This window comes from Paenibacillus sp. LjRoot153 (genome assembly GCF_964253085.1).
Lineage (GTDB): Bacteria > Bacillota > Bacilli > Paenibacillales > NBRC-103111 > Paenibacillus_E.
On the sequence record NZ_CAXUQH020000001.1, the window covers coordinates 5,153,429 to 5,175,430 of the forward strand.

General features: G+C 43.4%; 27 protein-coding genes. 6 read left to right on the plus strand and 21 right to left on the minus strand.

The features are described from left to right. Nucleotides 1-13: 13 nt before the first annotated feature. The 6 genes from spoIIIAE to ACSQ8P_RS22530 all read right to left on the minus strand — a co-directional run bounded on the left by spoIIIAE (nucleotide 14) and on the right by ACSQ8P_RS22530 (nucleotide 3,741). Nucleotides 14-1,213 carry a stage III sporulation protein AE gene (gene spoIIIAE, locus ACSQ8P_RS22505; protein WP_436237214.1) on the minus strand — a complete coding sequence of 400 codons (1,200 nt, stop codon included), beginning with the start codon at nucleotides 1,211-1,213 and terminating at the stop codon, nucleotides 14-16. Nucleotides 1,214-1,238: 25 nt separating this feature from the next. Beyond that, on the minus strand, nucleotides 1,239-1,628 hold the full coding sequence (spoIIIAD, locus tag ACSQ8P_RS22510; protein ID WP_056614713.1) for a stage III sporulation protein AD: 390 nt from the start codon (nucleotides 1,626-1,628) through the stop codon (nucleotides 1,239-1,241). A gap of 9 nt (nucleotides 1,629-1,637) precedes the next feature. Beyond that, nucleotides 1,638-1,841, minus strand: a complete 204-nt coding sequence (spoIIIAC, locus tag ACSQ8P_RS22515; RefSeq protein WP_056614718.1) for a stage III sporulation protein AC — start codon at nucleotides 1,839-1,841, stop codon at nucleotides 1,638-1,640. Nucleotides 1,842-1,898: 57 nt separating this feature from the next. Then, nucleotides 1,899-2,423: a stage III sporulation protein SpoIIIAB gene (gene spoIIIAB, locus ACSQ8P_RS22520; RefSeq protein ID WP_436237215.1), complete on the minus strand. Its 525-nt coding sequence runs from the start codon at nucleotides 2,421-2,423 to the stop codon at nucleotides 1,899-1,901. Between the two features lie 15 nt (nucleotides 2,424-2,438). Next, nucleotides 2,439-3,407 (minus strand): stage III sporulation protein AA, encoded by a 969-nt coding sequence (gene spoIIIAA, locus ACSQ8P_RS22525; RefSeq protein ID WP_436237216.1) that lies wholly within the window; start codon nucleotides 3,405-3,407, stop codon nucleotides 2,439-2,441. Nucleotides 3,408-3,477: 70 nt separating this feature from the next. Further along, nucleotides 3,478-3,741, minus strand: coding sequence for a YqhV family protein (locus tag ACSQ8P_RS22530; RefSeq protein ID WP_436237217.1), 264 nt, complete (start codon nucleotides 3,739-3,741; stop codon nucleotides 3,478-3,480). Nucleotides 3,742-3,946: 205 nt separating this feature from the next. Between ACSQ8P_RS22530 and ACSQ8P_RS22535 the strand changes: the two genes are divergently transcribed. From ACSQ8P_RS22535 to ACSQ8P_RS22545, 3 genes are all read left to right on the plus strand, one after another. Then, nucleotides 3,947-4,744 (plus strand): phosphosulfolactate synthase, encoded by a 798-nt coding sequence (locus tag ACSQ8P_RS22535; protein ID WP_436237218.1) that lies wholly within the window; start codon nucleotides 3,947-3,949, stop codon nucleotides 4,742-4,744. Between the two features lie 101 nt (nucleotides 4,745-4,845). Next, nucleotides 4,846-5,565, plus strand: coding sequence for a 2-phosphosulfolactate phosphatase (locus tag ACSQ8P_RS22540; protein ID WP_436237219.1), 720 nt, complete (start codon nucleotides 4,846-4,848; stop codon nucleotides 5,563-5,565). Between the two features lie 77 nt (nucleotides 5,566-5,642). Next, nucleotides 5,643-6,107, plus strand: coding sequence for a DUF441 domain-containing protein (locus tag ACSQ8P_RS22545; RefSeq protein ID WP_436237220.1), 465 nt, complete (start codon nucleotides 5,643-5,645; stop codon nucleotides 6,105-6,107). Between the two features lie 10 nt (nucleotides 6,108-6,117). Here ACSQ8P_RS22545 and ACSQ8P_RS22550 read toward each other — a convergent pair whose 3' ends face one another. From ACSQ8P_RS22550 to ACSQ8P_RS22570, 5 genes are all read right to left on the minus strand, one after another. Beyond that, nucleotides 6,118-7,374 carry an aspartate kinase gene (locus ACSQ8P_RS22550; protein WP_436237221.1) on the minus strand — a complete coding sequence of 419 codons (1,257 nt, stop codon included), beginning with the start codon at nucleotides 7,372-7,374 and terminating at the stop codon, nucleotides 6,118-6,120. 241 nt (nucleotides 7,375-7,615) lie between these two features. Beyond that, complete coding sequence (gene efp, locus ACSQ8P_RS22555) at nucleotides 7,616-8,179, minus strand: elongation factor P (protein WP_056614735.1); 564 nt, start codon at nucleotides 8,177-8,179, stop codon at nucleotides 7,616-7,618. Between the two features lie 15 nt (nucleotides 8,180-8,194). Beyond that, nucleotides 8,195-9,268, minus strand: coding sequence for a M24 family metallopeptidase (locus tag ACSQ8P_RS22560; RefSeq protein WP_436237222.1), 1,074 nt, complete (start codon nucleotides 9,266-9,268; stop codon nucleotides 8,195-8,197). Between the two features lie 18 nt (nucleotides 9,269-9,286). Beyond that, a complete protein-coding gene (gene aroQ, locus ACSQ8P_RS22565; RefSeq protein WP_436237223.1) occupies nucleotides 9,287-9,718 on the minus strand; it encodes a type II 3-dehydroquinate dehydratase in 432 nt (143 codons plus the stop codon). Nucleotides 9,719-9,797: 79 nt separating this feature from the next. Continuing rightward, complete coding sequence (locus ACSQ8P_RS22570) at nucleotides 9,798-10,289, minus strand: YqhR family membrane protein (RefSeq protein ID WP_436237224.1); 492 nt, start codon at nucleotides 10,287-10,289, stop codon at nucleotides 9,798-9,800. 199 nt (nucleotides 10,290-10,488) lie between these two features. On the opposite strand from ACSQ8P_RS22570, the gene ACSQ8P_RS22575 reads away from it, so the two are divergent. Next, a complete protein-coding gene (locus tag ACSQ8P_RS22575) occupies nucleotides 10,489-11,379 on the plus strand; it encodes a DUF1385 domain-containing protein (RefSeq protein WP_436239581.1) in 891 nt (296 codons plus the stop codon). After that, on the plus strand, nucleotides 11,376-11,633 hold the full coding sequence (locus tag ACSQ8P_RS22580; protein ID WP_436237225.1) for a hypothetical protein: 258 nt from the start codon (nucleotides 11,376-11,378) through the stop codon (nucleotides 11,631-11,633). Before ACSQ8P_RS22575 ends, ACSQ8P_RS22580 begins: the two co-directional genes overlap by 4 nt. Here ACSQ8P_RS22580 and ACSQ8P_RS22585 read toward each other — a convergent pair. Further along, on the minus strand, nucleotides 11,630-12,607 hold the full coding sequence (locus tag ACSQ8P_RS22585; RefSeq protein WP_436237226.1) for a patatin-like phospholipase family protein: 978 nt from the start codon (nucleotides 12,605-12,607) through the stop codon (nucleotides 11,630-11,632). The two genes, ACSQ8P_RS22580 and ACSQ8P_RS22585, sit on opposite strands and share 4 nt — an antisense overlap. A 117-nt stretch (nucleotides 12,608-12,724) precedes the next feature. Continuing rightward, entirely contained in the window at nucleotides 12,725-13,150 is a 426-nt protein-coding gene (gene mntR, locus ACSQ8P_RS22590) for a transcriptional regulator MntR (RefSeq protein WP_436239582.1), read from the minus strand. Between the two features lie 157 nt (nucleotides 13,151-13,307). Between mntR and splB the strand changes: the two genes are divergently transcribed. Further along, complete coding sequence (splB, locus tag ACSQ8P_RS22595) at nucleotides 13,308-14,369, plus strand: spore photoproduct lyase (RefSeq protein WP_436237227.1); 1,062 nt, start codon at nucleotides 13,308-13,310, stop codon at nucleotides 14,367-14,369. A gap of 4 nt (nucleotides 14,370-14,373) precedes the next feature. Here splB and ACSQ8P_RS22600 read toward each other — a convergent pair whose 3' ends face one another. The 8 genes from ACSQ8P_RS22600 to ACSQ8P_RS22635 form a co-directional block, all read right to left on the minus strand. Next, a complete protein-coding gene (locus ACSQ8P_RS22600) occupies nucleotides 14,374-15,087 on the minus strand; it encodes a cytochrome c biogenesis CcdA family protein (RefSeq protein WP_436237228.1) in 714 nt (237 codons plus the stop codon). 3 nt (nucleotides 15,088-15,090) lie between these two features. Further along, complete coding sequence (locus tag ACSQ8P_RS22605) at nucleotides 15,091-15,891, minus strand: metal ABC transporter permease (RefSeq protein WP_056614758.1); 801 nt, start codon at nucleotides 15,889-15,891, stop codon at nucleotides 15,091-15,093. Nucleotides 15,892-15,903: 12 nt separating this feature from the next. Further along, nucleotides 15,904-16,683, minus strand: coding sequence for a metal ABC transporter ATP-binding protein (locus ACSQ8P_RS22610; protein WP_436237229.1), 780 nt, complete (start codon nucleotides 16,681-16,683; stop codon nucleotides 15,904-15,906). Between the two features lie 39 nt (nucleotides 16,684-16,722). Then, nucleotides 16,723-17,637 carry a metal ABC transporter substrate-binding protein gene (locus tag ACSQ8P_RS22615; RefSeq protein WP_436237230.1) on the minus strand — a complete coding sequence of 305 codons (915 nt, stop codon included), beginning with the start codon at nucleotides 17,635-17,637 and terminating at the stop codon, nucleotides 16,723-16,725. Nucleotides 17,638-17,809: 172 nt separating this feature from the next. After that, nucleotides 17,810-18,289: a hypothetical protein gene (locus ACSQ8P_RS22620; protein ID WP_436237231.1), complete on the minus strand. Its 480-nt coding sequence runs from the start codon at nucleotides 18,287-18,289 to the stop codon at nucleotides 17,810-17,812. A 54-nt stretch (nucleotides 18,290-18,343) separates the two neighbouring features. Next, nucleotides 18,344-20,344 (minus strand): methionine--tRNA ligase, encoded by a 2,001-nt coding sequence (gene metG, locus ACSQ8P_RS22625; RefSeq protein WP_436237232.1) that lies wholly within the window; start codon nucleotides 20,342-20,344, stop codon nucleotides 18,344-18,346. Between the two features lie 408 nt (nucleotides 20,345-20,752). Further along, a complete protein-coding gene (gene yidD, locus ACSQ8P_RS22630; RefSeq protein ID WP_436237233.1) occupies nucleotides 20,753-20,977 on the minus strand; it encodes a membrane protein insertion efficiency factor YidD in 225 nt (74 codons plus the stop codon). A 108-nt stretch (nucleotides 20,978-21,085) separates the two neighbouring features. Next, entirely contained in the window at nucleotides 21,086-21,499 is a 414-nt protein-coding gene (locus tag ACSQ8P_RS22635; RefSeq protein WP_436237234.1) for a hypothetical protein, read from the minus strand. Nucleotides 21,500-22,002: the final 503 nt, after the last annotated feature.

A 22,002-nucleotide genomic window follows, 5' to 3' on the forward strand; every position in this document is an offset into this window, starting at 1 on the left:
CGCCTAGCTCCTTTCACCTCATCATGACGGAGACATTGCTAATTGTGATCATGATGGTCAGGGCAAGAAAAAACATTAAGCTTACTGCCGCTAGCGCTGCAAAAACATAAATTAAGCTTTTACCAATCGTCTGTAAACAAGCGATGATCGGGCTATCTCCTAAAGGCTGCATCAGGGCTGCGGATAAGTTGTAGATAAAAGCTAGTGTTAAGATTTTGATCGCGGGAAACGCGCACAAGAGCACGAGGATGACAACACCAACGAGTCCTATTGCATTTTTGACAAGTAGAGATGCCCCTATTACAGTTTCCGTTGCGTCCGAGAACAGTCGCCCTACAACTGGCACGAAATTCCCTGTAATGTACTTTGCTGTTCGAATCGCTACACCATCTCTAACCGCACCCGCCGTACCTTGAATAGAAATGACACCAAGAAAGACCGTTACGAACACGCCCAGCATACTTAAACTGACGGTGCGCAGCAGATTTGCTAATTGTGTAACCTTAAACTTGTCGCTGAGTGAGCTAACGATGTGCAGCACTGCCGAGAAAAACAAAAGCGGAAAAACAAACACATATATCGCCGTTCCCACTGAGTGGATCATGAATACAATCAGAGGATGAAGGATGGCTACTGAAGTTACATTTCCCATGGATGCTAATAAAGTTAGTAACAAGGGCATGATGGCGAACATGAATTGAATCATGGACGAAATGGCTGTCTTGGCATACCCGATCGCAACGCTGAAGCTATTGATGGCAATGATGATCAATACCATATAAGTGATCGTGTAGCCTAGCTTGCTTACCGTGTTTCGTTCAAAAGAGCTTTGCAGCGTCTCCAGAATCATGCTAAAGACGGTCAAAACAACAATGGAAGCCAATAACTTGCCATTGATGATAATCTCATGAAAAATATAGCTCAGAAGTCCTTTAAAGATACTCTTCATGCTGATGCCCTTGGTCCCAATGAGAAGTTCCATGAAGGTCGGAGGCTTGCTCTCAGGGAAATACCCTCCATATTCCTTCATCAGCTTATCCCAATATTGCTCAACCGGCTCTGTATTCAAGCGATTCGCTTGTTCTTGGATGATGATATCTGTAGGCGATTCGGCAGTTAAGGAACCCGATAAGCCGAGCCACAGGCCCATCGTTAAAATAAATAATAAGATCCACCGGTTGTTCAGCTTCTGGTGCGAATAAAGTAGGTGCATGCGTGTCACTCCTTAGGTGAATCTACTAAGCAGGGAGCAGTTTAACCACGGTTTCGATGATGACCGTAATGATTGGAATCGCCATAACCATAATGAGCACTTTACCCGACAGCTCGATTTTGGAAGCAATGGAATCTTGCCCAGCATCTCGAACGATCTGTGCGCCAAACTCGGCAATGTAAGCAACGCCTATAATTTTCAAAATCGTTTTGAGGAAAACGAGGTTCACATTCGACTTCACCGCTAAGTCCTCAAGGACTTGAATAACCGAAGAAATTTTGCCTATTAAAAACAAGAAAATGACTATGCCTGTAAAAGCAGCTAATAAAAAGGCGAACATCGGCTTCTGTTCCTTGATAATGAGCGTCAAGATCGTGACGATGAGTCCTAATCCTACGATTTGGATGATTTCCATCAGACCACCTCATTGGAATAGGAAAATAGTTTTAATTTCTTTGAACAAGTTATCCAGCATACTGACGACCATAAAAAGCACGACCACGAAGCCTATGACCGTGACCCAGTGTGCCATATCCTCTTTCCCCATCTGCTTCAGCACCGAATGAATCATCGCGATAATGATTCCGATGCCGGCGATTTGGAAAATGGCGTTCACATCTACATTCATTTCTGGCACCTCACTCCGCCTTCAAGGAACTTGTCATGCACGGATAAATCATCCCCACTAATACATTAAAATCACGACTAACGCTCCGATTAGGACACCTAGGCTTTTCCACATTTTCTCGTAGCGCTGCTGCTCATCTCTGGCATCCGTTTCTTCCGATTGTAGTTGGCTAATCGCAAGTCGTAAGTGTTTGATTTGGTCATTTCGATCCGAAAGCCCCAGTACAGGTCCAAGCCCAAGAATCACTTCTTGCTCAGCTTGCCGCATAGAGGTTCTTGCCCAGACTTCTTTGACTGTCATTTGCCATAGATCCTTAGTCGATTCACCATTGCTTCCGAGCAACCGTTCTGACATTAAACGAAATAAGGTCGAAAGCGGATCAGCAACTTGCTTGCTTAATGAAGCAAAAGCTTCTGGAAGCGGCGTAAGCGCATAAGCAATTTCCGTCTCCATTCGGCCAAGTGCCCCAATAAGTATACGAATTTGCTTGGGTCGTCTTACATAGTGAGCAGCCTGCAGAAAGCCATACATCGACGCTGCACCGAAGATCAGAACCCCTCCAACGAATTTCAGCATCATCATCGTCCTTTGCGTTCGTCATCCATCTCCCATTGCCTTACCTTGTTGATCCAGGATCCGAAAGGAAGCAGAAGCACCTTTTCTTCGCTGCAGGATCACATATTTCGTAAAAACACCTGCCTCTATCAACTCCCTAAGAACTGGTCGTCTACGGACATCTTCGTAGCTTGCGCCATGTGCTGTCGCTAGAACACGAATCCCCGTGTGAATAGCTTCATGAATCGCATCCGCATCCTCACCTCGACCAATTTCATCCACGATGAGGACCTCAGGTGATAAGGAACGAATCATCATCATCATCCCCTCTGCCTTCGGACAACCATCTAACACATCTGTGCGCGGTCCTAAGTCGAATCTCGGCACCCCTTTGACACAAGCTGCCAATTCGGAGCGTTCATCTACGATGCCTACTTTTTTGCCGGATAGAGAGCTATTCCTAGCCCCCCACTCGCCTCGGCTAATCAGTCTGGCCAAATCACGAATTAAGGTGGTCTTCCCTTGCTGCGGCGGTGAGATGATCAAGGTATGATGAATGTTTCCCATACTCTGATCAACCAGATAGGGTAAAATCTCCTGACCCACACCTTGAATTTCGCGCGCGATCCGAATGTTAAAGGAGCTCACATCGCGAATTTGCTTCACTTGACCTTGGTCAAGGATCGTACGCCCAGCAAGTCCAACTCGATGACCGCCCGAAACGGTGATATAGCCTCTCCGCAGTTCTTCTTCAAACGTGTACAACGAATGATTCGTAAGGATCTCAAGCAGTGTTAGACAATCTTGCCTAGATGGTTTGTAAGCCAATTCTTCCTGCGTGATCATATGACCACGCTCGCTGATGAAGGCATATCGGTCCGCCCAACTAATTTCAAGGGGACGTGACTCTCTCACCCTGATTTCTTCCACACTAGCTTGTACGTTCGGTGGAAGCTCGCTTAGCATGAATCGGATGTTCTGCGGCAACAAGTGTGAAATACTCGCTAGCATCGGGAGAGCCCTCCAAGTTGTCCAGTCTTCTATATTCATTTCTATGCTTACTAGAAAGAAATATGACCGATTACTTTTTAATAATCCCAATAAACAGACAACTGACCCCAGCTATGATCCACAACATCTTCCCATATGAGAGCTTTTCAGCTATGCCTACTAATCCAATCGTTGTCGTAGTTAATAGTACTAGAGGGCCTACTAGTGCTAGAGCTGAATTCACCAACAACGCCTTCTCTATCGTCGCTAGTCTGAGCATGAGAATAGCTGCAATAATTTCAACACTCCCTGACATCAACCGCAAGGAAGCCATCGTAATTACGATCTTGTTCATCAACAACTACACCTCCTAAAAGTTTTGATTAGCCCCTGCAAGCGAAGCGGAGTATGGCTGCGTTAAAAATCGCTTCGGAAGCATATGCTTTTCCCTACCTTATGCGAGCTCGTCTCATTTTAGGCATGCTGGGCACCTCCATTTGTGCTCATGCATATGCTGTACACATAATTGATCCTTCGAAGGACAGTGAGGAGAAATACTGATGGAAGTGACCTCTCAATTAAAATGGAACCCCGTTCTAGCCGATCCTACAGGACAAAGGCAGATGAAACCAAGAACGTTGGGGAAAACGATGGTGATGGATAAGGGGCTTGGCATGCTTGCCTTTCAGGATTTGCTCCAAACCTCTAGTAGCCATGTGGATATGATCAAACTTGGATTCGGCACTTCACCGCTTTATCCGCAATCCGTGCTAAGAAGCAAAATAAGCCTAGCCAAAGAGAATAACATTCTCATTTACCCGGGAGGTACTTTTCTGGAAGTGGCTGTAACCCAGAATGCGGTAGATTCATTTTTTGACATGATACTTGCGCTCGGCTTTAATGGCGTTGAAATATCCGATGGTACCATTCAAATGGATCGTAGAATACGGAATAAGCTAATTGCCAGAGGTTTAGATGAAGGGTTAGAAGTCGTTACGGAGTATGGAAAAAAAGGATGGGGCTCCTCCATAGAATTAGCCGAATTAATTGATACGTTCTTAATCGATTCGGAATTAGGTGCTTCCCTTGTCACGATTGAAGCACGTGAATCTGGCATGGGTGTTGGCATTTTCGATGGGGAAGGGAAATGTAAAGATGAGGAACTGCACAGTGTACTTGCTTCCATTTCAGGGAATAAACTCTTGTGGGAAGCGCCGCTAAAAACCCAACAGGTGCACCTAATTAACTCCCTCGGTCCCGACATTCACTTGGGCAATATTTCCCCAGATGAAGTCATTGCATTAGAAGCTTTGAGGAGAGGACTCCGTTCTGACACGATGTCCTTAGGTATGAAATAAACGGCTACACAGTCCTTCTTAGGACGAATTCGTTTATCTAAAATATAGCCGATTTATTAGGTGAAACCTATAAATTCTATATTTCCAGAAAGGATTGGCACATGCATATCGAGGTGATCGCCAACATCGGCGAAGCAAGAAGTGACGAGTTTCTCCATAAAACCGTCATTGTCGTTGATGTTTTACGTGCAACCAGCACAATCATCACCGCATTGATGAATGGCAGCAAGGGAGTAGTCCCTGTTGATACGGTTAATAAAGCGAAGGAATTGGCGAGAGATGGCGATTTACTTGGTGGAGAGCGCTATTGCAAAAAAATTCCTGGCTTTGATTTTGGCAATTCACCACTCGAGTTCACGCGCGAAGCAGTTCAAGGCAAACGCATCCTCATGACGACCACCAATGGCACAAGAGGGATCCAAAAAGCAATAAAAGCCGATCGTGTGCTTGCGGGAGCCATTATGAATGCTAAAGCTACTGCTGTGGTAGCAATTGATCTGAAAAGGGATACGGTGATCGTCTGTGCAGGTACGCAAGATGTATTTTCTTTAGAGGACGGCCTCTGTGCCGGCCTCATCCTAGATGAAATCGCGGCTTTACTTGGCGAACAGCACATGGTAACGAATGACTTTGGCCTAGCGATGCGCGGTTGCTATCTCGAAGCTAAGGATCACTTATTCGAGACCATACTCGCTTGCAGCAACGGTAAAAAAATGAAAAAGTCCGGCTTCCTCGCGGATGTCGAACTTTGTGCCAAAGCTAATATAACGGATTGCGTTCCCGTTCTGGAACACGATCAGATGGTTCCTTTTCAGCGCTAGTCCCCTTTCCATGCGTTCTAAATACAAGCCCCTTTCATAAACTAAAATGACGACGATGAGGACGAGGGGTTATGTATATGAATGGGGATATACTCTTAGTTATTCTAATTATAATTGGACTCATAGGACGTTCACCGATCATTACTACTGCGGCTTGTCTTTTACTTGCCATTAAGTTAATTGGTCTCGATCGCTATTTCCCTACCATGGAGCGTAGAGGTCTGGAGCTTGGCTTACTGTTCCTGACAATCGGCGTTTTGATTCCATTTGCAAGTGACCGTATTTCGATGAAAGATATCCTCTCCGTCTTCACAACATGGCCTGGCATCATTGCCCTCGTGGGCGGAGCGATTGCCACCTACATGAATGGAAAAGGGTTGGAGTTACTAAAAGTAGACCCACAATTAATTGTGGGTCTTGTCCTTGGTTCTATATTTGGCATCTTATTTATGCGCGGCATTCCGGTAGGACCATTAATGGCAGCCGGCATAACGGCATTTCTATTGAAGCTTGCTTACTTCATTGCGGACAAACTCCATTAAGATTTCCAAGTTATCTGCGATCTTCTGGTCCACCAACGAAGGCTTGCTCCGCTGTGTCTAGGCCGTATGCTGTGTGAAGGGCACGGATCACATCAGTTAAGTTCGTATTGTCAATAACACAAGACATTTTAATCTCTGAAGTACTTACCAACGAGATTGTAATGCCAAGATCAGAAATGACTTTGAACATCGTAGCTGCAACACCTGGGGAACTAACCATACCAGCACCAACGATCGAAACTTTAACAAGATCAACTTCGGAGGTCACTTCACGGAAACCAACTTCAGCGCGTATTTGTTCAATGACATCTAGCGCTTTCTCACGATCAGCCAACGTCGTTGTGAAAGAGAAATCCGCAGATCCGTTAATCACACCGCTTTGAACGATAATGTCCACGTCAATTTGCACTTCAGCAAGTGCTAGGAAAACTTTCGCAAGCTGACCTGGTTTCTCAGGAACACCCAGAATACTAATTCTTGCTACATTTTTGTCATATGCGATGCCACGAACGACGATTCCTTGCTCCATCACTGCTTCCTCCTTCACATTGGTGCCTTCATTGTAATTAAAGCTTGAACGTACCACGAGGGTCACGTTGTAATTTTTCGCATACTCAACTGCACGAGGATGGAGGACTGCCGCTCCAAGGTTGGCAAGCTCCAACATTTCATCATAGGAAATTTCAGCAAGCTTTCTAGCTACTTTCACAATTCGAGGATCCGTTGAGTAGATACCATCAACATCGGTATAAATTTCGCAAAGATCCGCTTTGATCGCTGCTGCAAGTGCTACTGCTGTTGTATCGGAGCCGCCGCGGCCCAAAGTTGTAATCTCACCAGCTTCGGTCATCCCTTGGAAACCAGCCACGATGACGACATTTCCTTGTTCAATCGCGCTTAGGACACGATGAGGTTGAATATCCGTAATTCTAGCTTTACCATGTACAGGCTCCGTATAAATGCCACTTTGCCACCCGGTGTACGAAACCGCTTGTTCACCAAGATTATGTATGGCCATCGATAAAAGCGCTACGGAAACTTGCTCGCCCGTCGTCAACAACATATCCATTTCACGAGCCGGTGGGGCTCCATCGTAAATTTGCTTGGACAAGTCGATTAAATCATCCGTTGTATCACCCATCGCAGAAACGACAACAACACAGCTGTGTCCAGCTTGTTTACGCTCCACGATTCTTTTTGCAACTCGTTTCATTCGCTCCGCATCACCGACAGAGCTACCGCCAAATTTCATCACTATAAGAGACAAAGCTGACCCACTCCTAACGCATACTTGTGCATAACAATTCAATATTATAGCATACAATTGGCGGACTGTGGTAAGAAATGAGAAAAACTTCTATCGAGATACTTCGAGGAGGAGCGACCGCGTTTAGAGGTTGTTTTTATCGCCAATAAGAATTTGTTATTCCAAGTACCGGAAACTTATAAATTCTTATGTGGTGAAAAAAAGCCTTTCGAACTTCTACAAGTCCGAAAGGCTTATCTTATTAGTTGCTAGCGCGGGAAAGGTATTTACCGTCATCTGTATCAACGGAAAGAACATCGCCCTCGTTGATGAACAGTGGCACCATCACATTAAGACCTGTTTCCACTTTCGCATTTTTCAAAGCACCTTGTGCTGTGTTTCCTTTGACGCTTGCATCCGTTTCGATAACTTTCAAATCAACGCTCTTAGGAAGGTTAATCCCTAGAATTTCACCTTGATAGCTCATAATCTTGATGTTCATGTTTTCTTTCAGGAAGTTCAATTCCCATTTCAATTGTTCATGGGCAAGGGAAATCTGATCGTAAGTCTCTGTATCCATGAACGTATACTCGTCGCCAGCTGCGTACAAGTATTGCATTTCACGGTTCTCGATGTGAGCACGTCCAACGTTCTCACCCGCACGGAAAGTACGCTCAACGGTGTTACCGTTGCGTAGGTTTTTCAGCTTGGAGCGCACAAATGCAGCACCTTTACCTGGTTTAACGTGTTGGAAATCTAGAACTGTAAAAATATCATGTTCAACTTCAATTGTCAGACCTGTTTTAAAATCGTTTACTGATATCACTTGTAAATCCCTCCGCTAGTCAATGATAAGAAAATCTTTGGTAGAATGTGTAAGTATTTTAATGCCGGTCTCAGTAATTACTACGTCATCCTCAATTCGAACTCCGCCAAAATCAGGGAGATAAATACCAGGCTCAACAGTAACAACCATACCAGGAGTTAAAATCATATCTTCGGTTTTCGACACGCGAGGAGATTCGTGTACTTCCATCCCCAGCCCATGTCCGGTCCCGTGACCGAAATAATCGCCATAGCCGCGCTTCACGATGACATCGCGTGCGAACGCATCGCCTTCTCTGCCCGTAATGCCTGGTTTCAGGTTTGCCAAACAATTCAACTGTGCTTCCAATACAATATCATAAATTTCTTTATGCTTGTCTGTTGGCTTTCCTAGCATAACTGTTCTAGTGATATCAGAGCAATAACCTTTATAATACGCTCCAAAATCCAATTTGACAAATTCGTTTAATTGGAGAACACGATCACTTGCTTTACCATGCGGCAAAGCCGAACGCTCACCAGAAGCTACGATAGTCTCGAAAGATGTCGAGGTGCCTCCGTTTTTACGAATAAACACTTCAATTTCTAGTGCGATATCTAACTCTTTGACACCCGGTTTAATGAAATTAAGGATGTGTGAGAAGGTTTGATCGGCCAAATCAGCCGCTTCCTGCATCACTTGCAATTCAGCTTCATCTTTCACCATACGAATCAATTCAACAAGACGTGAAGTTGGTACGAATTCAATGCCCGGAAGGCCCTGTTGATAGTTGAGAAAATCACCATAAGACACGTCGCTTTGCTCGAATCCAAGCTTCGTGATACCTTGCTGCTGCAAGAGCTCTCTTACGGACTCAATCGCCTTGGCTTTATGTTCTACCACTTCAAACAATTTAGCTTGTTGCGGCGCTTGTGTCATATAACGGAAATCTGTTAATAAAATGGCACGGTCTAACGTAATAAGTACATAGCCAGATGAACCAGTGAAACCAGATACATATGTACGGTTATATGCGTTCGTGATGAGTAGTGCCGGTAATTCCTGCTGTTGCATAGCCTCGCGAAGACGTTCAATACGTTTCTCCTGCATCCAAATCACCATTCCTTCTTACAGATGGGGTAGTAAAGCTCGTAAACCAAGCGCATAGCTATCTGCGCCAAATCCACAAATTTGCCCAATTACGACGGGTGCAATGACCGAATGATGACGAAATTCTTCACGTTTATGAATATTCGAAATATGAACCTCTACCGTTGGCAATTGGACCGTAGATAGTGCATCACGAATCGCATAACTATAATGGGTGAAGGCACCAGGATTAATAAGTATGCCATCCTTCTTACCATACGCTTCGTGAATTTTGTCAATAATCTTGCCTTCATGGTTAGATTGGAAGCTCTCCAATTCGAGCGAAAGCTCGGTTCCAAGCTCTTGCAAACCTTCAATGATGGAAGAAAGTGTGACGGTTCCATATACACCGGGTTCACGTATGCCAAGCATATTCAAATTCGGACCATTCAAAACTAGAACCCTTTTCAATTCAAAATCCTCCCGCAACAATCGTCATAGGCAACTAGCTGCTTACTGCTAATTAACCTTTGATATTTTACCATAACTTTCATGTCTTGGGTATAGCCTGTGTCGTTCTTGCGCTTGTATATTCAATGGCAATAGAGTACCCAATAAACATCCCCCATACGAGGAATAAACAAGCATCACTGATGATCGTATTGAGCTCTAGCTCTGTGATCCAATACACCATCCCCGTAATTGGCCCTATAATGAGGTAAATGATCGCCCACCATAGTGCGCCATAGCCTATCCCCCAAAAAGGACTGCGCAGCTTCCACATGGTGACCATGTAGATGAATGCAGCAAAAATCGAGAATAAAGCAAACATGATCCACCCCAAAAATAGTCCCATCCAAGTATTAAAAAAATCATGTTTGAAAAAAGGCTCAACCAGAAAACCAATTCCAATGGTTGTGAACTTAAAGTAATTCTCGACGATTTTGAGGGCGCCCCATATTAGCCCGGCAAAAAAACCGATATATAGCACAAATACCCAGCGATTCGTCTGTTTTTTCTTCGCGGTATGCGCACTTGTCATCTGCAATCATCCTTTCTCTACCGATAAGGCTTGTCTTTTCATTGGCAATCATAGTATGTTCTGTCGCTATCGGTAGCATTCAACACCTGAATCCGTTACAATAAGAAAGTGAGTAACTGAATTCGAGAAAGATGAGAAGGTGAATCTTGTGGCAGAACAAAACAGTATATACGGAGGACAAGCCGTCATCGAGGGCGTCATGTTCGCAGGAAGAAATGTGCATGTAACTGCTGTGCGCAAAAAAGACGGTTCCCTTGATTTTTTGGAAGTACCAAAGAAAGTGATTCCGTGGGTTCAAGCACTTAAGAAAATTCCTTTTGTTCGAGGAATTGTAGGAATTATCGAGTCCAGTGCCAAAGGTGCACAGCATCTGAATTTCTCCGCCGAGTCATTCGCCGAGCAAGAAGGTGAGGCTGACACGACGAAGAAAGAAGAGAAAAACGGCATTTTTTCAAGTATTTCCATGGTTTTAGGTGTCGCTTTCGTCGGTGTCCTTTCATTTTTATTCGGGAAATTCATTTTCACTTTAGTTCCAGCTATTATTGAACAGTTTTTGTTTCAAAATGTATTTAGCAATCAGATTCTTCATAATCTTATAGAAGGTGTAATCAAAATCATTTTGCTAGTGGGGTATATTTACTTCATCTCTCTTACACCTATGATTCGGAGATTGTTTCAATATCACGGCGCAGAGCATAAAGTGATCAGCGCTTATGAAGCAGGTATGGAATTAACGGTAAGCAATGTTCAAAAGTTCAACACACTTCATTACCGTTGTGGCAGCAGCTTTATCGTTTTCACCGTATTAATCGGTGTTGTGATCTATTCGTTCCTTCACTACGACGGATTAGTCGAACGTATTGTGCAGCGTTTAATTTTGTTACCATTGGTTATCGGTGTTTCTTATGAGGTATTACGTTTTACGAATTCCCTTCGTGAAGTACCTGTACTTCGTTATTTAGGTTATCCTGGTCTTTGGCTTCAATTGCTTACAACCAAAGAACCTGAAGACAGTCAAGTCGAGGTGTCCATTGCATCTTTTAACCGCATGCTAGAAGCGGAAAAACGAATTATGGAGGGACGGGCATGAGAAGAAAGTTTTCTCCGATTGAAATTGCCATAGGCGTTTTGATTGCAATAGGCTTGCTCGCTAATTTTAGATTTTTTCTCATTCCTATTTTTGTGCTTGGGGTCATTTTTCTACTGTACAAATTCCCACCTTCCCGTTGGAAGAAACCTTCCATTCCTCGTGGAGCTGAAAAAGGTAAAACGAAGAACGCGAAATTCCGCGTCATCAACGGTACGAAAGATTCCGATAAAGATGATTTCCCGAAATATCACTAAGTCAAGGATTTATGTGGAGGTCGCATCACATATTTCTCATAATTTTCTTCATAGGTGCTGGCTGACCAACTTTTGAAGTACGCTTTGGCCGCCAAGTAGCCCGACTCATACAGCGACATGCTTAATTCCTTGGAGATAGTGAATTGTGTATTCCCAACGCCTAGCGTAGGAATTTTAACGGTTCGAAAGCGATTCTTCTGTTCAATGTAGCGTTCATCATGGGCACTTAGCATTGTGCTAAAGAGTGCTTCTAGCATCGTAATAGGTCCTCGGATCGTATGTGTTGGGGTATCACTCTTTCCAACGAGTTGGAAGCCAATAACAGGAATGAGCTTAGCACGCGGCATCTCATTGTCAAACACCCAAAGTGGGAAGTTGCTTAACAAGCCGCCATCCACGATATAATTAAACTGCTCTGAGAAAGGCTTAGCCTTCTCAGAGCTTTTTATATTACGCCGGATTCTAACAGGATCGAAGAAATATGGGATGCTCGTGCTCATCCTCACCGCTTTGGCAACCGAAAGCTTGCCAGGCTCGATGCCGTATTGGGCTATATCATTAGGCAGAACCAATAGCTTGCCCTGTGTAATATCTGAAGCAATAATGCGGAGCTGATTTGGCTGAAGATCACCAAACGTACGAATTCCTTTCGCCGTTAGTTGTTTATTGACCCAATCTTCCAAAGCTTCCCCGGAATAAAGTCCTTTTTTGAGCAACAAGCGTGCCGCGGGTCCTATGATCTTCGTATTGAATATGGGAGAACGTTGCATAAATGACTTGAAAGGCGCTCTAAGGATCAACTCCCTCATTTCTTCCCCCGAATAGCCAGCGGCCAACAAAGCAGCTACAATCGAACCAGAGCTTGTACCTGCGACATTATGGAAGGTATACCCTTGTTCAATGGCTGCGCTCACACCGCCAGCCAAGGCAATCCCTTTGACGCCCCCACCTTCAAACACGCCATTAATCTTCATACCCTGCATCCTCCCATAGCTCTATTTCGTAGGGCTTCTTAGGTATGTATGCGAGAGCAGTTTGTTTCTATTCCCACAAAAAAAAGAAAAAGACAGAGTACCGTAAACGGTCTCTGCCTAATTGTCTGCCTCTAATTCTTTACGAACATTCATAAGTTCATCTGCTCGACTGGGATCTCTTCGAAAGTATTCCAATAAGGTTTCTATGCACGTAATCGAATCCCAACTTAAATGATGCTCTATGCCTTCGACATCCTTATATATATTGTCCTCATGGACACCAATTGTCGTTAGAAAATTTTCCAAAAGCTCATGACGATCCATCAAACGTTTGCCCATTTTCTTTCCTTTGGGCGTAAGGATGAGACCTCGATATTTTTCATAGATTAAATAATTATCTTTATCTAATTTTTGAATCATTTTAGTCACGGAGGAGGGGTGCACTTCAAGCCCTTCAGCAATGTCGGAAACACGAGCGTAACCTTTCTCATCGATAAGCTTGTATATTCTCTCCAAATAATCTTCCATACTTGGCGTAGCCATTGCTATATTTCCCCCTGCTGTGCGAATTTCAAGCCATACTGCTTTCCTATCATAATCCATCTACCCAGATGCGGTCAAATCTCCCATGATTTCAAAGTGCTACTCTCTGGAACACTAAAATAATAGATTGTCATTCCCATTTGTAAAGGAGGCCCTCATGTCTACTGAGTTACTTACAAGGCCGCAGCCCAGCACGGCGATTTTCGTGCCAGAGCTTGTTTATTTTGAACCAGATGCCCTGAATTATCCCAAAGGAAAGCAGATTTATAAATGGGCTGAGCAAGAAGGCCTTGAGATTCATATGACGACCTCTCATAACCAAATCCGCGATTTGCCTGGTGAAACCGAACTTGATAAATATCGGATTGCCAAGCGAACCTTAGTCGTTGGTATACGAAAAACATTAAAATTCGAGACGTCTAAGCCATCCGCCGAATATGCGATACCGATCGCAACAGGCTGCATGGGACATTGTCATTATTGCTATTTGCAAACTACGATGGGTGCGAAGCCATACCTTCGTGTCTATGTAAACATCGACGATATCCTCGGGGCGGCTAAGAGCTATATAGAGGAACGAGAGCCTGAAATCACACGTTTCGAAGCCGCGTGTACTTCCGATCCAGTAGGGCTTGAGCACATCTCTGGCTCGCTCAAACAGTTAATCGAGTTTATGGGTGAACAAGAGCACGGCCGTCTGCGATTTGTCACCAAGTACCATCATGTGGAGCCTTTATTAGATGCCAAACATAACAAACATACTCGTTTTCGGTTTAGTGTGAATGCGGATTATGTGATCAAAAATTTCGAGCCAGGCACATCTCGATTTCATGAGCGGATCGAAGCGGCGGGCAAAGTAGCCAAAGCTGGCTATCCTCTCGGCTTCATTGTAGCGCCAATTATTTGGCACGAGGGCTGGGAGGAAGGCTATGCAACGCTGCTTGAAAAGCTCTACAGCACACTACCAGCAGAAGCCACACACGATCTCACCTTCGAAATGATTCAACATCGTTTCACGAAAACAGCCAAAAATATTATTGAGAAGCGCTATCCCAAAACAAAGCTAGAAATGGACGAAGAAAAAAGAAAATACAAATGGGGTAAATATGGGAAAGGCAAATATGTTTACAAAGATGAACAATCTACCGCGTTGAGGGAATTTATCACGGAACAAATTTTCGAAAAATTCCCTCAAGCGAAGATTGAATATTTTACTTGAATTTTTAAAATTTCAAGAAATCTGGTGTAATCGAGTTCAACCAAAGGGTGATTTGCGTCATTTTACCTGTATAAAGTAAAATGGCGATTACGATCATCAAGCCTCCGCCAATTTTCATAAGCAGGTTGGAATAGCGTAGAATCCATTTGGTTGAACCAATGAAAAAGGAAAGGGCGAAGAAAGGGATTGCAAACCCAAGCGAATATGAAGTGGTTAGTTGAAACCAGGTCCCAGGTTCTGTTGCTGCCAACGCAAGTATGGCTGAAAGAATAGGCCCAACACAGGGTGACCACCCCGCTGCAAAACCCATACCGACAAAGACTGAACCAATATAACCGGCTGGCCGAAATTTAATGGACAGTTTACGTTCTTTCATTAACCATTGCGGTTGAAATATTCCGAGTAAAAATAGTCCCATTACAAATATTAAAAGTGCAGCGATTTGACGAAGCAAGTCACGATAGTCAATAAAGAAGCTGCCGACAAAGCCAGCTGTTAGTCCTAATGCGTAAAAAATGATGGAGAAGCCCACGATAAAACTTAAAGTGTGGAGCATGGTTTGACGCCTAACTTGTACCGTTGTTCTCCCTGACTTAAGTTCACTGACCGAAATGCCTGTTATGTAGGATAAGAACGAAGGATATAAAGGCAAACAACAAGGTGAAATGAAAGATGCTATACCCGCCCAGAGGGCGATCCATATATTAACTGAATCCATGACTTATATCCTCAATCCTCTTTTTAAAATAATCCCAATTAAAATAGCGATGAGGCTCAGTACAACCGTCCCTCCTGGTGCCAGATCCCAAATTCCAGCTACAACAAGACCAACGATGACAGCAATTTCCGAGAATAAAATCGCTAAGAAAACGGAATGTTTGAAACTACGTGCAATTAATAAGCTGCATGCGACAGGTATTGTTAACAACGAAGAAACTAATAAGGCACCTACAATTTTGATAGCAACCGAAATGACAAGTGCCGTCAACATCGTAATCATCATATTATAAAATTTCAAAGGAAGTCCACTTACACTCGCTGCATCCTCGTCAAAGAACATCAAGAAAAACTCTTTAAAATGAAAAGCAATTACACCGATAACTAGCACACACACAACTAAAACCACCCATAGATCCGTGGAATCCAATGTATAAATGCTGCCGAACAAGTAGCTCATTACATTCATATTAAACCCTTTGCCAAGGGTAAAAAGTAACGTTGCCAATGCGACGCCGCCTGACATGATAATGGCAATGGAAAGCTCAGCGTAGGTTTTATATGCCTTACGCAATCGTTCTATAGCAAATGAGGCCAGTAAGGCAAATACAAGTCCTACGCCTAGTGGGTACACATTAATCAAAAAACCGAGTGCTACGCCAGCGATCGAAACATGTGCTAGCGTGTCCCCTATCATAGATAGACGTCTTAGAACAAGAAAAACGCCCATTAATGGCGCAGTAAGCCCAATCAATAATCCACCTATTAATGCACGTTGAAAAAAGTACTCTGTAAATATGTCCAAAACGCCCGCTCCTTACTGAACTCCGATCATCTCTCGAATCTGGCCGAGTGAATGTGTTAGATTCGTCTCACGGCAATCCTCGGGATCATGGGTATGCTTCACATAAAACTTGATGCCGCCACTTACTTGCTGTGGCTCTGTTCCAAGATAAGACTGAATCATCTCCATATCATGGGAAACCATAATGAAGGTCATATGATGATGCTGATGCATATGCTTGATCATTCGGAAGAAACCAATCTGCGTTTCGGCATCAATACCTACCGTAGGCTCATCTAGGATGAGCAGCTCTGGATTGTTCACAATCGCACGAGCTAAGAAAGCTCGTTGCTGTTGGCCTCCCGAGAGCTGGCCAATACGCCGATCGGCCAAATCTTCTATGCGCATCGCCAGCATCGCATCTTCTGCTTTTTGCAAATCAGCTTTGGAGAGTCGGCGATATACGTTTTTTTTGGTATACATGCCAGAAAGCACAACTTCCCTCACTGTTGCTGGAAATAAAGGATTGAAGGCATTCTTCTGTGGCACATACCCGATACGCTCCCAGTCTTTAAATTGATTCAATGGACGATCAAATAATCGGATTTCTCCATTAGTTGGTTTCAATAAACCAACTAACATTTTCAGAAGCGTCGTTTTACCAGCGCCGTTGGAACCAATCACACCAACAAAATCGCGCTCAAACACATCAAACTGGAGATTGTTTATCACTGCCTTATTTTCATATGAAAATGAAATCTGATCGATTGAAACGATTTTCTGATGGCACAACATTTTATTACTAGTTTCCATCTGATTACCCCTGACTAACTAAGAATGGTCCTACTCCCTTTATTGTAACGCGAGGACTAGGTTTTTCAAATTTTTGTCCATAATCGAAATATAATCTTCACCTGCATCAATCTGCTCTTTGGTAAGTCCCTCTAGTGGATTAAGTACTAGGGTGTCCACCTTTGCATCCTTAGCTAGCGTCTTTGCGAGCTTATCCGAGACAAGTTCCTCAAAGAAAATGTATTTGAGCTGATGGTTTCTAATAAAGGCGTTGATTTGTTTGAGATCTTGCGCTGTTGGCTCTGCATCCGGTGATAAGCCCATGATGGACATTTGAGTCAAGCCGTAGTCTCTACATAGATATGCAAAAGCATGATGAGATACTGCAATTTCTTTTTTTGTAGTATTAGCAAGTTCTTTTTTGTATCTAGCGTCTAACTCCGTTAATTTAGCATTATACTTTTGATAGTTTTGCTCATATGCATCCTTATGGGCTGGATCCGCTTCAATTAAAGCCGTTTTAATATTATTAGCCATTTTTTGTGCATTTAACGGGCTTAGCCAAGCATGAGGATCAAATTCTTTTTTATTTTCATCCGTTGTGATCAAATTAGCCCCTTGACTTGCTTCTACGACACGCACTGTCGATTTACTTGATAGACTTCCTAGAAAATCTTTAACCCAGCCTTCAAAGCCTGCGCCTTGATATACGAATACTTGAGAACCTGACATATTTTTGATATCCCTGCTTTTTGGAGACCAGTCATGCGGCTCCACACCAGTCGGGACAAGATTAATCACATTTACATAATCGCCGCCAATTTGTTTCGTGAAATCATACAAGGGATAAAAACTAGTTACAACATTTACTTTTCCCTCTACTAATCCCGCTTTCGAGCTTCCACAGCCCGCAATGCAGCAAGCAACTATCATCAATAAAGCTATGTAGATAAAACGCTTTGCATGTCTTGTCATTTGAATAAACACCCACTCTAAATCGTAATTTTTTTTATTAACGTTTTGATTATACGAGGTGGGTTTATTGAAGTCAATATATCTCGGGAGGAAAGTCAAAAAAGCCAGCTGCATTGTTCACAGCATGGCCATTTCTACTCTACCAGTGGTTTTTCTCCGTATTCCTCAGAACTTACTCCTCTTCAGAAGTTTCAGAATCACTTGAATTACTGGAATCTCCAGAATCACCAGAACCCGAATCGTCGGATCCCTCTTGCCCAATTTTAGCCTCTTTGGCTTTCTGTTTTTCCTCGCTGCTGCCTTTTATTGGTTTGTCTGATTCTTCTTTTAGCTTTTTATAACGCTCTTCTGATTCTTTAATAAGTTTCGCATCTTGTTCTTTTTGGTATTTAATCACTTCATTGAACATCTGATACTGTTTCTTTAATTCTTGATCAATGACACTTTCTTGAGTTTTTGCTTCAGCATCTTTTTTTGCTTCTTCCTTTTTCTTCCCGCCTCCACCGAACAACGAACAAGCTGTCAAAGTGATGATTAATATCGCTATAGTTAACCCTTTTCCTATACGCCAAATAAGCATCTCATTCACTCCGTGGTTAGTTTCCTTTAGCTTGCCCTTTGTTATCAAAAATACCCTCATCACTACTCTCAAAAATCAAAAGACCCCTCCCAGAAAATCTGGGAAAGGCCTTTCGTGATGAGGCTATTATTTCACTATCGCACCGTTTGGCATCGAATCCGGAACGGTCGCTAATGTAAGCTGATCGCCATGTGAAGCGGCGAGAATCATACCTTGAGACAGCTCGCCGCGGAGCTTGGCAGGCTTCAAGTTCGTGACGCAAATGACTTTGCGTCCAACAAGATCATCGGGCGTGTAGAACTTCGCGATGCCCGAAACGACCTGACGCTGCTCATAGCCGAGGTCGAGCTGCAGCTTGAGAAGCTTGTCGGCGCCTTTCACAGGCTCCGCCGAAATCACTTGTGCCACGCGCAGCTCCACTTTGCCGAAATCGTCGATACCGATTTCTTCTTTGGGCTCCGGCGTTGGCACAGAAGTAATTGCAGCGGATACTGGCGCTGCTGCCTTTGGTTCATCGGCGCTCACCGAAGCACCGCCACCCATTGCCTCGACGATGTAGGCTACTTCTGCCGCTACGTCGAGTCTAGGGAACATAGGCTCTCCCTTTTGCACCTTGGTGCCAGTAGGGAGTTGGCCGAAGGACTGCACGCTCTCCCACGCAGTCAAGCGTGGTAAATCTTCCGCTGCTAGCCCTAGCTGCTCCCAGATCAATTCTGGTGTCTTCGTCAAGAAAGGACGAAGAAGAACAGACGAGATGCGCTGAGATTCCGCCAGCACGTACATGACTGAGCCTAGCGTATCTCGCTTGACCTCATCCTTCACCATCGACCATGGCTGTGTTTCGTCGATATATTTATTCGTACGGCTAATCAACTGCCACACCGCGGATAGTGCGATGGAGAACTCCATTTTCTCCATTGATTCCTCATATTTAGCAACAGTTGTACGAACCGTCTCCAACAGACTTTCGTCAAATTCAGTAGCACCAGGAATATAGGCAGGAATATGACCAGCAAAATACTTATCGATCATCACGATCGTACGGTTCAATAAGTTCCCCAAGTCATTAGCTAAATCATGATTTACACGTTCAACAAAGCTCTCTGGTGTGAACGTACCGTCTGCTCCGAATGGCACTTCGCGCATGAGGTAATAACGAAGAGCATCCAAACCATAACGATCAATAAGAGTAACAGGATCTACAACATTGCCCTTGGACTTGGACATTTTGCCATCCTTCATAAGCAGCCATCCGTGTGCAAACACCTTTTTCGGCAATGGCAAATCAAGCGCCATTAACATAATCGGCCAATAAATCGTATGGAAACGTACAATTTCCTTACTCATTAAATGCACATCTGCCGGCCAATACGTTTTGAATATCGTCTCATCATCAGAGCCGTAACCAAGGGCTGTAATATAATTGGAAAGCGCATCAATCCAAACATAAATGACATGCTTAGGATCTCCAGGAACTTTAATTCCCCAGTCAAAAGTCGTTCTCGATACAGCTAGATCTTCTAAACCTGGTTTAATGAAGTTATTCAACATCTCATTCTTACGCGATTCTGGCTGGATGAAATCAGGATTTTCTTCATAGTACTGGACGAGTCTATCCGCATACTTGCTCATCCGGAAGAAATACGTTTGCTCCTTCATCTTCTCCACTGGACGCCCACAATCAGGACATTTCCCATCGACTAACTTACTCTCCAGGAAAAAAGATTCATCCGGAATACAGTACCAACCTTCATATTCGCCTAAATAAATATCTCCTTGATCCAGTAAACGCTGAAAAATTTTAGCAACCGCATCCTTATGTCGATCTTCCGTCGTACGAATAAAATCATCATAAGAAATGTCCAGTTTCGCCCAAAGATCTTTAATCCCAGAAACGATATTATCCACAAATGCTTGTGGCGTTGTTCCTTTTTCTTGCGCCTTACGTTCAATTTTCTGTCCATGTTCATCTGTTCCTGTTAAATACCTAACATCATAACCCCGTAACCTTTTGTACCGCGCCATAGCATCTCCAGCAACAGTCGAATACGCATGACCAATATGCAGCTTATCACTTGGATAGTAGATCGGCGTGGTAATATAAAATGTTTTTGATTGTTCGGACATTATTCGTTCCTCCATTAGCGGTTAGTAGAAAACACAAAAAACCCTCATCCATCTTGGGACGAGAGTTGAACTCACGCGGTACCACCCAGGTTCCCCCGCCTTTCACAAGCTCGGGGCTCAGTAAGTCTATTACGACTTGCCCATTAACGCTGGGACACGAGACCAGCTTACTCTCTGGCAAAGTTTGTGTAAGCACTTGCTATACACTCTTATGCTGAGTAGCTCGAAGGTCTATTCTCCGGGACCATATTCCAAACATTCTCCTATACCGGCTTTCACCTGCCCCGGCTCTCTGTTCATAGGCATCTGATTGTACTTATCCGTTCATCGAAATAAACAATATTTAGCATCTTTAAGCACAATATATCGAAAAAAACAGCCTCATGTCAAGCCAACAGATTCACTATATTAATTTCCCCTCTTTGCAGGCACGTGGTCCACACCACCAGGGTGAAAAGGATGGCATTTGCAAATCCGTTTCACAGATAACCAGGAACCTTTCATAGGTCCATGAACCTCAATCGCTTCTAACGCATATTGCGAACAAGTTGGATAGAATCGGCATGTTGGGGGCTTTAGCGGCGAAATAAACTTCCGATAAAAACGGATGGGGGCTTGAACAACCCTTTTCATCAGTATTCTCCTAATTCTTCGAAAAGTTGTAACTATCACTACCATCTTGACTGAAAATAAGAATCCCGTCAAATACAATACTTGCTCAGATTACAGCCTTCAACTCAATCATAACTGAAAACACTTCAGGAATCTTGAATATAAATGAATGGACACAAAGGTTTTCATCAACGATTGCTGAGTAAGTTTGGATAATTTGACTTCTATATATGTCTTGAGATCAAACGGATCACACCAATTTTCGATGATATTCGTCATGGGAAACTTTGATTTGGTTGATTCAGAACGAATAGCTTTCATTTTACGCAAGGCATGTAATCTACTTTCCTCAACTTTAATTGCAAAACAAATTTTATCAAGCAGCAGCTTAGCACTTCTATAATTAATATGGAGAATCTCTGATAATTTGTACGCAGTAACTTCAATACCGCTTGTAAACACAAGCTGGATAGCTTTGAACCAGGTTAACAAGGAAAGTTTCGATTTATGCATAATTGTGCCCGCGGTTATCGAAATTTGCATTCTACACTCTTTGCACTCCAACAATCTGCGGGAATGAATTTGAAAAGCTTCATGGTGATCACATCGAGGACAATGAATCCATTAGACCAACGCAAGTTCATAAGAAAATCCTCAATACGCCTCTTCTGTTACAGAAGATGACGCATCACTAGCAATTGATTTAGTATTCATATCCTAATCACCTCTCACGAGAACCTATGTTCCATGACTATTATACCAAACAAACGTTCGTGCGCAAATGTTTTTACATAATATTTCCCAATTACAAAACCGCTAACTTAGGGCTATATTCGCAACACGACAAATTCTGTGATATGTACAAGTCAAAGAACATTAGAATCCTCCACGACTTGTAGATAGCACAGAATGCAGATTTTGGCGGGATCCCCCCCTCAATGTTGTGGTAATAACCTGGGTGCGTCGTTGTAGGGCTATGGGTTATGGGTCGTGGAGTCGTGGGTTGTTATCTATTCGATTTTGGGATCTGTTCGTGTATTAAAATC